The sequence below is a fragment of the Amycolatopsis sp. NBRC 101858 genome, assembly GCF_030269325.1.
Taxonomy (GTDB): domain Bacteria; phylum Actinomycetota; class Actinomycetes; order Mycobacteriales; family Pseudonocardiaceae; genus Amycolatopsis; species Amycolatopsis ponsaeliensis.
Window position 1 is genome coordinate 1,119,036 of the sequence record NZ_BSTD01000002.1, and the last position, 12,871, is coordinate 1,131,906.

17 protein-coding genes are annotated in these 12,871 nt (G+C 71.9%); 5 read left to right on the top strand and 12 right to left on the bottom strand.

Annotated elements, in window-relative coordinates:
* Positions 1 to 15: 15 nt before the first annotated feature.
* Positions 16 to 816, bottom strand: a complete 801-nt coding sequence (locus QSK39_RS18530; RefSeq protein WP_285478991.1) for a hypothetical protein — start codon at positions 814 to 816, stop codon at positions 16 to 18.
* A 50-nt stretch (positions 817 to 866) separates the two neighbouring features.
* Entirely contained in the window at positions 867 to 1,202 is a 336-nt protein-coding gene (locus QSK39_RS18535) for a cupin domain-containing protein (RefSeq protein WP_285478992.1), read from the bottom strand.
* Positions 1,203 to 1,273: 71 nt separating this feature from the next.
* Between QSK39_RS18535 and QSK39_RS18540 the strand changes: the two genes are divergently transcribed.
* Positions 1,274 to 2,209: a GlxA family transcriptional regulator gene (locus QSK39_RS18540; RefSeq protein WP_285478993.1), complete on the top strand. Its 936-nt coding sequence runs from the start codon at positions 1,274 to 1,276 to the stop codon at positions 2,207 to 2,209.
* A 60-nt stretch (positions 2,210 to 2,269) separates the two neighbouring features.
* On the opposite strand, the gene QSK39_RS18545 is transcribed toward QSK39_RS18540, so the two are convergent.
* The 4 genes from QSK39_RS18545 to QSK39_RS18560 are packed head-to-tail and all read right to left on the bottom strand — an operon-like array spanning position 2,270 to position 5,332.
* Complete coding sequence (locus tag QSK39_RS18545) at positions 2,270 to 3,211, bottom strand: ABC transporter substrate-binding protein (RefSeq protein WP_285478994.1); 942 nt, start codon at positions 3,209 to 3,211, stop codon at positions 2,270 to 2,272.
* 8 nt (positions 3,212 to 3,219) lie between these two features.
* Complete coding sequence (locus QSK39_RS18550; protein WP_285478995.1) at positions 3,220 to 3,987, bottom strand: amino acid ABC transporter ATP-binding protein; 768 nt, start codon at positions 3,985 to 3,987, stop codon at positions 3,220 to 3,222.
* Positions 3,984 to 4,850 (bottom strand): amino acid ABC transporter permease, encoded by an 867-nt coding sequence (locus QSK39_RS18555; protein ID WP_285478996.1) that lies wholly within the window; start codon positions 4,848 to 4,850, stop codon positions 3,984 to 3,986. Before QSK39_RS18555 ends, QSK39_RS18550 begins: the two co-directional genes overlap by 4 nt.
* On the bottom strand, positions 4,847 to 5,332 hold the full coding sequence (locus QSK39_RS18560) for a GNAT family N-acetyltransferase (protein WP_285478997.1): 486 nt from the start codon (positions 5,330 to 5,332) through the stop codon (positions 4,847 to 4,849). The genes QSK39_RS18555 and QSK39_RS18560 overlap by 4 nt, the downstream gene beginning before the upstream one ends.
* A gap of 212 nt (positions 5,333 to 5,544) precedes the next feature.
* Here QSK39_RS18560 and QSK39_RS18565 point away from each other — a divergent pair, with 212 nt between their 5' ends.
* Genes QSK39_RS18565 through QSK39_RS18575 form a run of 3 tightly spaced genes read left to right on the top strand, consistent with a single transcriptional unit; the run spans position 5,545 to position 7,255 of the window.
* Entirely contained in the window at positions 5,545 to 6,033 is a 489-nt protein-coding gene (locus QSK39_RS18565) for a beta-class carbonic anhydrase (RefSeq protein ID WP_285478998.1), read from the top strand.
* 2 nt (positions 6,034 to 6,035) lie between these two features.
* Entirely contained in the window at positions 6,036 to 6,167 is a 132-nt protein-coding gene (locus tag QSK39_RS18570; RefSeq protein WP_285478999.1) for a hypothetical protein, read from the top strand.
* The gene (locus QSK39_RS18575; protein WP_285479000.1) at positions 6,164 to 7,255 is read left to right on the top strand and encodes a YeiH family protein; all 1,092 of its coding nucleotides are present in this window, start codon (positions 6,164 to 6,166) and stop codon (positions 7,253 to 7,255) included. Before QSK39_RS18570 ends, QSK39_RS18575 begins: the two co-directional genes overlap by 4 nt.
* Here the strand turns inward: QSK39_RS18575 and QSK39_RS18580 are convergent.
* From QSK39_RS18580 to QSK39_RS18595, 4 genes are read right to left on the bottom strand one after another with little or no spacing between them, the layout of a single operon-like run.
* Positions 7,242 to 8,474, bottom strand: a complete 1,233-nt coding sequence (locus tag QSK39_RS18580) for an MFS transporter (protein ID WP_285479001.1) — start codon at positions 8,472 to 8,474, stop codon at positions 7,242 to 7,244. The two genes, QSK39_RS18575 and QSK39_RS18580, sit on opposite strands and share 14 nt — an antisense overlap.
* Positions 8,471 to 8,812, bottom strand: a complete 342-nt coding sequence (locus QSK39_RS18585) for a VOC family protein (protein WP_285479002.1) — start codon at positions 8,810 to 8,812, stop codon at positions 8,471 to 8,473. The genes QSK39_RS18580 and QSK39_RS18585 overlap by 4 nt, the downstream gene beginning before the upstream one ends.
* Complete coding sequence (locus QSK39_RS18590; RefSeq protein WP_285479003.1) at positions 8,812 to 8,967, bottom strand: CopG family transcriptional regulator; 156 nt, start codon at positions 8,965 to 8,967, stop codon at positions 8,812 to 8,814. Before QSK39_RS18590 ends, QSK39_RS18585 begins: the two co-directional genes overlap by 1 nt.
* Positions 8,968 to 9,021: 54 nt before the next feature.
* Complete coding sequence (locus tag QSK39_RS18595; protein ID WP_285479004.1) at positions 9,022 to 9,693, bottom strand: TetR/AcrR family transcriptional regulator; 672 nt, start codon at positions 9,691 to 9,693, stop codon at positions 9,022 to 9,024.
* A 129-nt stretch (positions 9,694 to 9,822) separates the two neighbouring features.
* Here QSK39_RS18595 and QSK39_RS18600 point away from each other — a divergent pair, with 129 nt between their 5' ends.
* Positions 9,823 to 10,731, top strand: a complete 909-nt coding sequence (locus tag QSK39_RS18600) for an SDR family NAD(P)-dependent oxidoreductase (protein WP_285479005.1) — start codon at positions 9,823 to 9,825, stop codon at positions 10,729 to 10,731.
* Between the two features lie 320 nt (positions 10,732 to 11,051).
* Here the strand turns inward: QSK39_RS18600 and QSK39_RS18605 are convergent, their stop codons facing one another.
* Both QSK39_RS18605 and QSK39_RS18610 read right to left on the bottom strand, forming a co-directional pair.
* Positions 11,052 to 11,654 carry a response regulator transcription factor gene (locus QSK39_RS18605; RefSeq protein ID WP_285479006.1) on the bottom strand — a complete coding sequence of 201 codons (603 nt, stop codon included), beginning with the start codon at positions 11,652 to 11,654 and terminating at the stop codon, positions 11,052 to 11,054.
* A complete protein-coding gene (locus QSK39_RS18610; RefSeq protein WP_285479007.1) occupies positions 11,651 to 12,790 on the bottom strand; it encodes a sensor histidine kinase in 1,140 nt (379 codons plus the stop codon). Before QSK39_RS18610 ends, QSK39_RS18605 begins: the two co-directional genes overlap by 4 nt.
* Positions 12,791 to 12,871: the final 81 nt, after the last annotated feature.

Here is a 12,871-nt window from a genome sequence, read left to right on the forward strand (position 1 = left end):
GCGCCGGGGTACCGGCTACGAGAGACCGACCACGGTCCGCGGCGTCAGCCGGCCCTTCTCCGGATCCCGCGTGACCTCCCCCGCCGTGATCGCCGAGGTCAGCGCGCCGATCGCGTCCTCCGGGCGGTAGATCGTCGCCACGAGCGCGAACCGCTGCAGCTCGGCGACCGTGCTCCGGCCCCGCCGCGACAGCTCCGCCAGCAACGCCCGCCGCAACGGCAGCAGCTGCGGGGTCAGCGAGATGTCGACCAGGATCCCCTCCGCGTCCCGCGGGTCGCGGTAGCGGATGCCCGCGAACTCGTCCACCGCCCACAGCTCGCTCTTGAACGTCGCGAGGTGCTTCTCGTCCGCCGTGACGAACACCAGCACGCGCGCTTCGCCGTCTTCGGCCACCAGCTCGATCGCGCACCCCTGCTCCACCTGGTCCCCCGCCGGCGCGGTGACGACCACCTCGTGCCCCTTGCCGCGGGCCGTCGCCGCGACCAGCGGCCACGCTCCGGGACCGTCCAAATGGGTCAGCACGGGCCCGGTGCCCCGGACGTCAAGGGGATCGTCGGCGACCCGCACCGTGAGGCCCGCCGGCACTCCCCCGGGCACGGCCGAACCGACGACCACCAGCTCCAGGTGGTGCCCGTCGAGCCGGTCGGAGAACTCGCCGAACACCCGGAGCGCGTCGGCCGCGAACCCGCCGCACTCGACGTACGTGCCGCCGCGCGGGGACCGCAGCGCCTTCGCCGTCCACGCGTCGAGGTACCGCACCAGCACATCCCGTTCGACCGCGGCATGCTGGTCAGGGCGCCGTGCGCGCTCGGCCACGCCTCCGGTTGTACCGCAGCGAACCGTTCGGCACCAGAGCCGCGGGGCGGTCAGCCCTCCGGGTAGAAGAGGAACAGGGTGCAGCCGGTGGCGCTCGCGGGCACGTGCCACGTGCCGGCCGGCGCGTGCAGGAACGTGCCCGCCGGGTGGTCGCGCGCGCCGTCGTTGAACGTTCCCGCGACGACGTAGACCTCCTCCGGACCGGGTTCGTGGACGTCCTTGCGCGGCCACGACGTCCCGGCGTCCATCTCCAGGACGTTCGCGTGCGCGCCGGCCGGTCCGGTCCACAGTGGACGCAGCCGGATGCCGGGGAACAGCTCACGGACGGGTGCTTCCCGGACCGTGGCCCAGGTGTAGCCGTCCTGCTCGAGGATCTCGGGGTGCATGACCGCCACGGTGCCCGCCCGCGCGGGGCCGGACCAGTGTCCGGGAAGACACCTTGGGGTACTTTCCTGCCATGCATCGCGTGGTGGCCCTGGTGCGGCCGGTGCAGTCGACGTTCGAGCTCGGCTGCGCCGCCGAGGTCTTCGGCACGCCGCGGGCCGGGGTGCCCGGGCACTACGAGTTCGAGGTGTGCGCGGAGCAGCCCGGCCCGGTGCCGACGACGGCCGGGTACGCGATGTCCGTCTCGCGCGGGCTGGCGGCGCTGGACTCCGCGGACACCGTGATCATCCCCGGCTGGGCACCGGTGGAGGCGCCGCTGCCCCCGCGCGTCCGCCGTGCGCTGCTGCGGGCCCACGCCCGGGGCGCGCGCCTGGTCACCATCTGCTCCGGGGTGTTCGCCCTCGCCCGCACGGGCCTGCTGGACGGCCGGTCCGCGACCACCCACTGGGGCCGCGCCGAGCAGCTGCGGCGCGAGTTCCCGCGGGTGCGCGTGGAGCCGGACGTGCTGTACGTCGACCACGGCGACGTCGCCACGAGTGCCGGGGCCGGCGCCGGGATCGACCTGTGCCTGCACCTCGTCCGGAAGGACCACGGCGCCGCGCACGCCGCCCTCGTCGCGCGGCACATGGTGATGCCGCCCCACCGCGAGGGCGGCCAGGTGCAGTTCGCCCCGCCTCCCCGGCCGCCGGACGCCCTGGACGGGCTCCTCGGCTGGGCGGGCGACCGGCTCGGGACGGCGCTGTCGGTGGCGGAGCTGGCGGCCCACGCCGGTGTCTCGCCCCGCACGCTGGCCCGGCGCTTCGCCGACCAGCTCGGCACGAGCCCCGGCGCGTGGCTGCTGGCCCGCCGGGTGACCGAAGCCCGCACGCTGCTGGAGGAGACGGATCTCCCGGTGGAGGCGATCGCGGCCCGCGTCGGCCTGACGTCGGCGGTCAACCTCAGGCGCCGCTTCCGCGCCCAGGTGGGGACGACGCCGGGTGCCTACCGGCGGGCATTCCGGACGCCGTAGCGCCGGAGCCGAGCCCGGGCTGCTGGGGCAGCGGCGTTCCCCAGCAGCCCGGCCACCGGGTCACTTGCGCGGCAGTCCCTGCGGGTTGACCTCCGACGCCGGCAACGCCTCCGACGCCAGGTTCCAGCGCTTGAGCACCTCCGCGTACTGGCCGTTCTTGATGACCGTGTCCAGCGCCTGCTGCAACGCCTTCACCAGGCCGTCGTCCTTCTTGGTCATCGCCGCGATGTCGGCCGGGATCGTGCCGCCGCCGGAGACCGTGCCCACGATCTTCGTCTTGCCCTCGACCGCCACGTGGTAGGCCGACGTCGGGTTCGGGCCGACGTAGGCGTCGATGCGGCCGGACTGCAGCGCCAGGTAGTAGTCGGAGGTCGCCTGGTAGTACTGGAACTTCACCGGGGCCAGGCCGGCCGATTTGTTCTGCTGGTCCCAGCGCAGCAGGATCTGCTCCTGGTTGGTCCCCGCGCCGACGCCGACGGTGAGCCCGGCGATGTCCTTCGCCTCCTTCACCGCGACGTTCTTCTCGTTCTTGACCTCGAACGCGATCGTGTCCTTGCGGTAGGTCGCGAAGTCGTACTTGTCCTTGCGCTCCTCGGTCACCGTGATGTTCGAGAACCCGGCGTCGAACTGCCGGTTCTCCACCGACAGGAACAGGTTCTCCCACGACGAAGCCTGCAGGTCGAGCTTCAGGCCGAGCACGTCGGCGACCAGCTGCGCGAGGTCGGGCTCGACGCCGATGACCGTCTTGTCGTCGTCCGCGCGGAACGACAGCGGCGGGGTGCCGTTGCCGGTGGTCCCGACGACGAGCGTGCCGCGCGTCCGGATGTCCGCCGGGACGAGCGCGGCGATCGCGTCGACCTTCTGCGCCCGGACGCGGTTCTGGTTCGCGGTGATGTTGACGCCGCCCGGCTGGTCCGCCGCGGGCGCGTTCGTGGCCGCTTCCGGGCTGCCGCACGCGGCGAGCGCGAACACCGAAGCCAGCACCAGGGTTCTCAGTCTCATGACTCTCCTCAAAGGACTTTCTCGACGAAGGCCCGGGTCCGGGCGTGACGGGGGTGGTCCAGCACTTCGGCGGGCGGGCCCTGCTCGACCACGCGGCCTTCGTCGAGGAAGACGACGGTGTCGGCGACTTCGCGGGCGAAGCCCAGCTCGTGGGTGACGACGACCATGGTCGTGCCCGCCTCGGCCAGGTCGCGGATGACTTCGAGGACCTCGCCGACCAGCTCGGGGTCCAGGGCCGACGTGGGTTCGTCGAACAGCAGGACGCCGGGTTCGAGGGCCAGCGCCCGGGCGATCGCGACCCGTTGCTGCTGGCCTCCGGACAGCCGGCGCGGGTACTCGGACGCCTTGTCTTCCAGGCCGACGCGGATCAGCAGCTCGCGCGCCTTGGCTTCGGCTTCGGCGCGTGGACGGCGTTGCGCGGACACCGGCGCCTCGACGACGTTCTCCAGCACGGTGAGGTGCCCGAACAGGTTGAAGTTCTGGAAGACGAACCCGATCCGGGTGCGCTGCTTGAGGATGTCCCGTTCCTTGAGCTCGTGCAGCCGGTCGCCGGAGCGGCGGTAGCCCATCAGTTCGCCGCCCACGCTGATGAAGCCGCGGTCGGCGCGCTCGAGGTGGTTGATCAGCCGCAGCAGCGTCGACTTCCCGGAGCCCGAGGGTCCCAGCAGGACGGTCACTTCCCCTTGCCGCACCTGGAGATCGACGCCGTCGAGGACGGTCAGCGCGCCGAAGCTCTTGTGGACACCGCGGACGTCCACCATGTACTCCGCGCTCATGCGCCCCGCCCCAGGCGCCGCTCGACGAAGAACTGCCCGGCCGACAGTACCGTGGTGAGCGCGAGGTACCAGGCGGTGGCGACCAGCAGCAGCGGGATCACCCGGCCGCTGCGCGTGTAGATCACCTGGACCTGGTAGAAGAGCTCCGGCAGCGCCATCACGTAGACCTGCGACGTCGCCTTCAGCAGGCCGATGATCTCGTTGGCCGCGGTCGGCACGATCGTGCGCAGCGCCTGCGGCAGCACGATCCTCCGGAACTGCCGCGCCGCCGGGATGCCCAGCGCCGCGGCGGCTTCGCGCTGCCCGGCGTCCACCGAAAGGAACCCGGCGCGGACGATCTCCGCGGCGTAGGCACCCTGGTGCAACGCGAGCCCGAGGCCCGCGGCGAAGAACGGCGGGATCAGGCTCATCGTCCCGACCGAGACGAACGACGGCCCGAACGGGACGCCGAAGGAAATCTCGTTGTACAGGATCGCGAGGTTGTACCAGAAGAGCAGCTGGAGAATGAGCGGGACCGACCGGAAGATCCACGTGTAGGTCCAGCTCACCGCGCGCAGGAGCGGATTCCGGGAAATGCGCATCAACGCCAGCACGGTGCCCAGCAAAAATCCGGCGACGACGCCGAACAACGTCAGTTCCAGGGTCAGCGCGACGGCTTCCAAGATCGATTTCTGGAAGACGAACCGGCCGAACGTCGGCCAGTCGAACGCTTTGTTGGTCACCAGGGCGTGGCCCGCCATCGCGACGAGGACCGCCACCACGGCGGCGGCCACCCAGGTCGCCGGGTGCCGCGCGGGCACGATCTTCAGCGACTCCTCCGGTACCGCGGCGGGCGCGGGCCGGGTCCCGAGGTCACTGGTCATCTCGCGCCCACCGGGGCGGGAAGCGCTTTCGAGAACGGCAAGCGCGTCGTCGGGACGGCGTCGACGTCGAAGTGCGGGGTGTAGCCGGTGGCCAGGTAGAGGCCCCGCGCCTCGGGCTGGTTCGGGCCGGTGGTGAGGAAGATCCGGCGGTACCCGCGGTGCGCGGCTTCGGCCTCCAGTTCGGCGACGACCCGCCGCGCGAGCCCGCCGCCGCGGTGCGCGCGGTGGGTCCAGATCCGCTTGAGCTCGGCGGTCTCCTCGTCGTAGCGCTGGAAAGCACCACCCGCGACCGCGCGGCCGTCCCGCACGAGCAGCAGCAATCCGCCGTCCGGGGCCGCGAACCGGTCCGCGGGGTATTCGCGGAGTTCGAAATGGACGTCGTTGAGGACGCGGTGGTACCGCGTCGAGTATTCGCGGGCCAGGTCGGCGAGCAATGGCCGGACCCGCGGATCAGACTGGGCGACCCAGACGGATTCGGGCATGGGGGTACCTGCTCCGGAAAAGAAGGGGAGAAAAGCGCAGGCGCTTTCCGCTGACGTCGTCGACTCTAGGAAGCCGGGCCGAGCGCGGTCAACGCACCGGTGCCGGGTTCCAGATCCTGGACCGCCCCACGTCCCAGTTCCTGGGCACCATTGCTTTCGGGTGCCGGGAGCGGTCCACTCGGCGCATCCGCTTCTCCGCCGGAAGGATCACCATGTCGGTCACCGACGAACTCCTGGCCAACAACGCCGACTACGCCGCCCGGTTCACCGGGCCGCTCCCGCTGCCGCCCGCCAAGCACGTCGCCGTGCTCGCGTGCATGGACGCGCGCATCAACGTCTACGGCGTCCTCGGCCTGAACGAAGGCGAAGCCCACGTGATCCGCAACGCCGGCGGCGTGGTGACCGAGGACGAGATCCGCTCGCTGGCCATCAGCCAGCGGCTGCTCGGCACCGAGGAGATCATCCTCATCCACCACACCGACTGCGGCATGCTCACCTTCACCGACGACGATTTCAAGAAGTCGATCCAGGAGGACGTCGGCGTCAAGCCCGCTTGGGCCGCCGAAGCGTTCAGCGACCTCGACGAAGACGTCCGCCAGTCGATCGCGCGGATCAGGAACAGCCCGTTCGTGCCGAAGAAGGACTCCGTCCGGGGCTTCGTGTTCGACGTCGCCACCGGCAAGCTGAACGAGGTGCTCTGAGCATGGGCGCCGATCCGGAACCGAAGCCGGCGCCGCGGATCAGCGCCGACTGGGCCGCGGTGGCGGTGGCCGCCGTGCTGGTGCTGCTGGCCGCGTTCGGCGTGCTGCCGACGATCACCTTCCTGGTCAAATGAGCACCGGCACGACCACCCGGAGCGGTGGGCTGACGACCCTCCCGGTCCTGCGCTACGTGCCCGGCCTGCTGCTGCTCGCCGCCGTCGGGATCGTGGGAACGCTGGCGCAGAACGAGGTGCGCGCGATCGGCAAGGCGACCGGCACCGCGCTGCCCGACCTCGAATACGTGCTGTGGGCGATCATCCTCGGCCTGGTCATCCGCAACACGATCGGCGTCCCGGCGCTGTTCCGGCCGGGTGTCGCGACCTACGAGTTCTGGCTGAAGATCGGCATCGTGCTGCTCGGCGCCCGGTTCGTGCTGGGCGACCTGCTCAAGCTCGGCGGGCTGAGCCTCGGCCTGATCCTGATCGACATGGCCGTGGCCACGACCGTGATCCTCTTGGTGGGCAAGCTCTTCGGGCTCGGCGGGAAACTGTCGTCGCTGCTGGCCATCGGCACGTCCATCTGCGGGGTCTCGGCGATCATCGCCGGCCGCGGGTCCATCGACGCCGACGACGAGGACTCCGGGTACGCCATCGCCGCGATCCTCGCGCTCGGCGCGGTCGCGCTGTTCACCTTCCCGCTGATCGGGCACGCCCTGAACCTGTCCGACACGCAGTTCGGGCTGTGGGCGGGCCTGGCGGTGGACAACACCGCGGAGACGACGGCGACCGGCGCGGCCTACTCGCCGCACGCCCAGGACGTCGCCGTCGCGGTGAAGAGCACCCGCAACGCGTTGATCGGCCTGGTCGTGCTCGGGTACGCGGCCTACTGGTCGACCCGGGGCGGGAAGTCCGTCGCGAATGGACCGAAGGAGCGCGCCGCGTTCGTGTGGCGGACGTTCCCGAAGTTCGTGCTCGGCTTCCTCGCCGTGTCGGCGCTGGCCACCGCGCACGTGTTCACCAAGGCCGAGGTGACGAGCCTGGGCAACCTGTCGAAGTGGGCGTTCCTGCTGTGCTTCGCCGGAGTCGGGCTGAACTTCGACCTGCGGCAGATGGCACGCAGCGGGTTCCGGCCCCTGGTGGTCGCGGCGCTGGGCCTGGTCGTGGTGGCGGCGTGCTCGCTCGGGCTCGTGCTGCTGACGTCCCAGTGGGTCACCTTCGACTGACCGCGGCGGCCGCGGCCAGCGCGACCGCGAACACGGCGTAGGAGGCGAACAAGCCGCCGGCCGAGCTCAGGGCCCCGCCGATCGCGCGGCCCAGGAGCTGGCCGACGCACTCGGCGGTGATCACCGCGGTGGCCAGCTCCGTCGCGGTGAGCCCGCTCGAGCCGGCGGTGCTCGCCCGGACGTACAGGGCGGGATAGGCGAGCCCGACGCCGATCCCGGCCACCGTCCACGCGGCGAGCAGCACGGGGAACGGGCCGCCGACGGCCAGGACGGCCGTGCCGAGGGCCGTCAGGGTCAGACCGGTGGCGGGCAGGCGCCGCCCGGACAGGCTCGTCACCGCCCAGGCCAGCGGCGCCGCGCTCAGCACGATCGCGGCCTGGCCGAGGCTCACCCCGAACCCCGCCGTCAGCAGCACGGTGATCAGGCTGTCGGCACCGAAGTAGCCGACGGCGAACAGCACCATCGCGGCGAGCGCGGCCGGCGTCCCGCGGTGCAGGCGGACCGTTCCCGCCGGCAGGATCGCGACCATCCCGGCCGCGGCGACCAGGGCCCCGGCGACCGCGAGCGGCCACCACCCGTCGCTCAGCACGACTCCCGCGGCGCCCAGGGGCACGAGCAACGTCCGGCCGAGTGGGCGCGGGGCGGTGTCCGCGGGCGGGTCGTCGCGGACGGCGCGCACGACCAGCAACCGTCCGAAGAGGACAAACGGCACCGGCACGAGCAGGGTCCAGCGCCAGCCGACGAGGTGTTCGAGGCCGAGCGTCGCGGCCGGGCCGACGAGGGCGGGCAGGATCCACATCGCCGAGGACGCGGCGACCACCCGCAGGCGCAGCCGTTCGTCGAGGTGCCGGATCGCCGAGCTGACGCCGAACACCGCGAGCAGGCCGCTGGCGAGCCCGGTGGAAAGCTGGCCCAGTGCGAAGATCCCCGCGTTGTGCGCGGTGGCCGCGACGACGAGCCCGCCGACGTAGGCGGCCATCCCGGCGGCGAGGGTGCCCCGGGTGCCCAGCCGGCCCAGTACCCGGCTCGCCAGCGGAAGCGCGACGAACAACCCGAGGGTCGAGCCGGCGATGAGCAGCCCGAGCCGGTCCCCCGCGTCCAGGTCACGGGCGACGACCGGCAGCAGCGTCGAGGCGACGAAACTGGTGACGGCCGCCGAGAACTCGAGCGCGACGACGCCCCCGGCGAGGAACCGCGATTCCCGCACCGGCAGGGTCATGTGTAGAGCTCGCGGTCGTAGGCGTTGATCTGCACCCACACGCCGTCGGGGTCCGGGACGCGCAGCGAGCGCCCGAAGCCCTCGTCGATGACGGGACCCGGCTCGTACCCGGCTTCACGCAGCCGGTCCGCGACGTCTTCCAGGAGTTCGTCGGTCTCGAAGGCCAGCTCGCACCGGCCGGCGCCGGCTCCCCGGTGGACGGCCAGCGTGCCGCCGTCGGCGGGCAGCTCGACCCACCCGCCGGGCCGCGACACCGGCCCGGTGCTCAGGCCGAGAGCGGTGTAGAACCGCGTCAGGGCCTCGACGTCCGAGCTGTAGCGGATCGGCAGCACGCGCATCACGGGCGTTCCTCGTTCTGTCGCAGGTGGTCCTCGAGCACGCGCTCGACGTAGGCCGAAAGCGACTCGTCGGCGTCGACGGAGGCGTGCTTCACCCGCCGGATGAGCTCGGCAGGCAGGTAGACGCTGAACTGCCGCTTGGCGTCGGAGGGCATGCCCACATGCTAGCAAATGAGCTTGCCCACATGGCCGCACAGGAAAAGTGCAGATCAGCCGCCGGTGCGCTTCGCCGCTCCCGCGATCAGCAACGCCAAGCCGCTCTGCAGGGCCGGGGCCAGGTCGAGGTGCAGTGCCGCCAAGGCCGGGTCGACCTCGTACGCCGCCAAGGCGCTCGGCGACGGCCGGCAGTGCGTCCACAGGCCGCCGGTCAGGATCATCGCGAACAGGCAGACCGTCGCCGCCTCGTCGCCGACCTCCGGGACGTACTGGCGGACCAGCTCGGCCATCGTGTCCAGCCCGGCCAGCGCCGACCGCTTGAACCGCACGACGACGTCCACCGACACGTTGTGCTCCAGGACACCCGCCTGTGCGCCGATGAGGTCGCACAACACGGTGCGTCGCGCCAACGAGTGGGCGACGACCGCCGCGAACCGCTCGCCCCGCTCCCCCGCCGACCCGGCCTGGTCGACCCCCGCGGCCAGCTCGTCCCCCACTTCGGCCAGCCAGTCGCGCAGTGCCCGGTCGAGCAGTTCGAGCAGCACCGCCTCCCGGGATTCGAAGTAGCGCAACACATTCGACTTCGCGAGGCCGACCCGCCTGCTGAGCTCGTTGAGGCTCACGTCGGCCACCGGCATCTCGTCGAGCATCGCCAGCGCCGTGTCGAGGATCGTGCGGCGCCGCTCCTCCCGCTGCTCCGCGCTGCGGGCTCGCTGGAACGTCATGCCACCCAGCGTAACGCCCGGCGCGCGAAATTGAAGACCGGCAGTCTCTTGACAACAGACCGTCGGTTCCTTAGCGTCGTCCACATAACAGACCGCCGGTCCGAAAAGGCCGCCACGAAGGGAACCGCCATGGGCGAGAACTGGACCGAACGCGACGTCCCGAGTCAAAAGGGGCGCGTCGCCGTCATCACCGGGGCCAACACCGGACTCGGGTTCGACACCGCGAAGGTGCTGGCCGAGCGCGGCGCGACGGTGGTGCTGGCCGTCCGCGACGTCGAGAAGGGCAAGCAGGCCGCAGCCCGGCTCGGCGCGAACGCCGACGTGACCGTGCAGGAACTGGACCTGGGTTCGCTGGACTCCGTCCGCGCCGCCGCGGCCGACCTGCACGGGACGCTGCCGAAGATCGACCTGCTGATCAACAACGCGGGCGTCATGTACCCGCCGAAGCAGACCACGCGGGAGGGGTTCGAGCTGCAGTTCGGCACCAACCACCTCGGGCATTTCGCGTTCACCGGCCTGCTGCTCGACCTGCTGCTGCCGGTCGCGGACTCCCGGGTGGTGACGGTCGCGAGCATCGCCCACCGCATCCGCGCCTCGATCCACTTCGACGACCTGCAGTGGGAGAACTCCTACGACCGCGTCGCGGCCTACGGCCAGGCCAAGCTCGCGAACCTGATGTTCGCCTACGAACTGCAGCGCCGCCTCGCCCCGCACGGCACGACGACGTCGATCGCCGCCCACCCCGGCGTGGCCCGCACGGAGCTGATGCGCAACTCCCCCGCGATCGCCCGCGCGCTCTTCCCGCTGGTCGCCCCGCTGTTCACGCAGAGCTCGGAGCGCGGCGCCCTCCCGACCCTCCGCGCGGCAACGGACCCGGCGGCCCTCGGCGGCCAGTACTACGGCCCGGCCGGCGTCGGCGGCTACCGCGGGCGTCCGGAGGTGGTGACGTCCACTCCGCAGTCCTACGACGTGGGGATCCAGCAGCGCCTGTGGGCGGTTTCGGAGGAGCTGACCGCGGTCAAGTTCCCGGTCGGCTGACGGCGAAGCCGGACTGGTGCAGGCGCCGAGCGGGCGGCGGCGGGGCCGGCCAGCGGGGGTCGCCCGGCTTTGGTTGCCGGTCGGTCGTGACCGCGAGGACGGGTAGCGCGACCCGCGAGGCACGCCGAGCTCGTCGCTCCTTCGGCCGGCCGGCCGGACGTTTTCGGGGTGCACCTGCGGCCGCTGATGGTGCATCCGGGACGCCGGCGATCCGGCCGCCATCCCCGGCCTGCTGTCGATGCACCTGCCGTGCAGCGAGGCCGGTGCGTCCGGGCGCGACGGATCCGGCCCGGTGTCCGGGTCGTCGACGTGGAGCGCCGCTAGAGCCAGTCGTGCTCGCGGGCGTAGCGGGCTGCTTCGTGGCGGGTGCGGGTCTGGGTCTTCTGCATCGCGTTGGACAGGTAGTTGCGCACCGTTCCCTCCGCCAGGTGCAGCTGCCCCGCGATGTCGGCCACCGAAAAGCCCTCCCGCGTCGCGCGCAGGACGTCGAGTTCGCGGTCGGTCAGCGGGCAGTCGTCGACCACCGCGAGCGCCGAGACGTCCGGGTCGATCCAGCGCTTGCCCGCGTGCAGCGTCCGGATCACCTCCGTGATGTGCGCCGGTTCCGCCGACTTGCTCACGAACCCCTGCACGCCCAGCTTCAGCGCCTTCCGGAGCACTCCCGGACGGGCGTGCCGGGTCAGCATCAGGATCACCTGCTCCGGCCTCGCACGCCGGATCTCCGCGACGGCGCCGAGACCGTCCACCGTGGGCATCTCGAGGTCGATCACGAGCACGTCGGGGCGGTGCCGCAGCGTCGCCGCCACCGCCTCTTCGCCGTCTTCGGCCTCGGCGAGCACCGTGATTTCGCCCTCCAGCGGCAGCAGGGCGGCCAGCGCCTTGCGGAGCAGGGCTTCGTCGTCCGCCAGCACCACGGTCGTCATCGGTCGCCCCCGATCCGGGACGGGAACGCGGCCGCCGTGAGGAACCGGCCGTCCGTCCGCGACACTTCCAGCTCGCCGCCGTTCTCCCCCAGGCGGTGCCGCAACGTCGCGAGCCCGCCGAGCTCGGGCGGGCCCTCCTCGGCCGCGCCGTCGTTGACGATGGCGATCCCGCGCCGCGCGAGGGTGATCCGCACCTGCCGCGCCTGGGCGTGGCGCAGGATGTTGGTCGTCGTCTCGCGCAGGACCTGGCCGAGCAGCTCGCTCACCCGGTCGTCCACTTCGGACTCCCGCTCGACGCGCACGTGGATTCCCGCCGCCTCGAACAGGTTCTTCGCGTTCTCCAGCTCGGCGGAGAGGTTGAGGCGCCGCTGGGCGTGGGCGAGCTCCTTGGTCTGCACGATCGTGTCGCCGACCAGGCTGCGCACCTCCCCCAGCTCCGCGCGCGCCCGGTCGACGTCGCTGTCCAGCAGCTTCTCGGCGAGCGCGACCTTCAGCTTCACCACGTGCAGCGTGTGGCCCTGGATGTCGTGCAGGTCGCCGGCGAAGCGCACGCGCTCGCGGATCACAGCCAGCTCCGCCTCCCGCTCACGCGACTGCTCGAGCTCCGCGATCAGGTCGAAGAACTTCTGGCTGACGAACATGAACGCGGTCGAGACCAGCACGGCGACCGCGGGAACGAGGACGTACTGCACCAGCCGCGCCCCGACGCGGTCGTCGTGCACCAGCAGGTTCGCCGCACCCACGACGGCGACCAGCATCCCGAGCCCGAAGAGGGCCGCGATCCGGTGGCGCCGCAGCGGCGGGATGAGGAACGAGCCCACGAGCGACAGGCCGTAGAACGCGGCGGAGTCGTCGGTCAGCGCCCCGGCCAGCCACACCACGGCGGTCACGACCAGGCTGGGCCGCGCGACGCGGAGGTAGTCGCCCGCGGTCCAGCGCTCGGCCGTCGCCAGTGCCGCGATCAGCCCGACCACCTGGATGACGACGTGCCACCAGGACCGGGCGGTGAGCACCAGCAGCAGCACGCCGACGAACGCGAGCGGCGGGATCGTGGTGATCAGGTTCAGCCGGCGCAGCCGCTCCTGGACCGCCCCGCCGGTCCAGGAGCTCCTGCGCGCGATCGTCGGCACCTCCATGACCCGAGAGTATCGGGCCTGGCGGGCCGCACCAGTGACACTGCGTCATGTGTCGGGGTGACGTCAGCACACTGCCGCGCG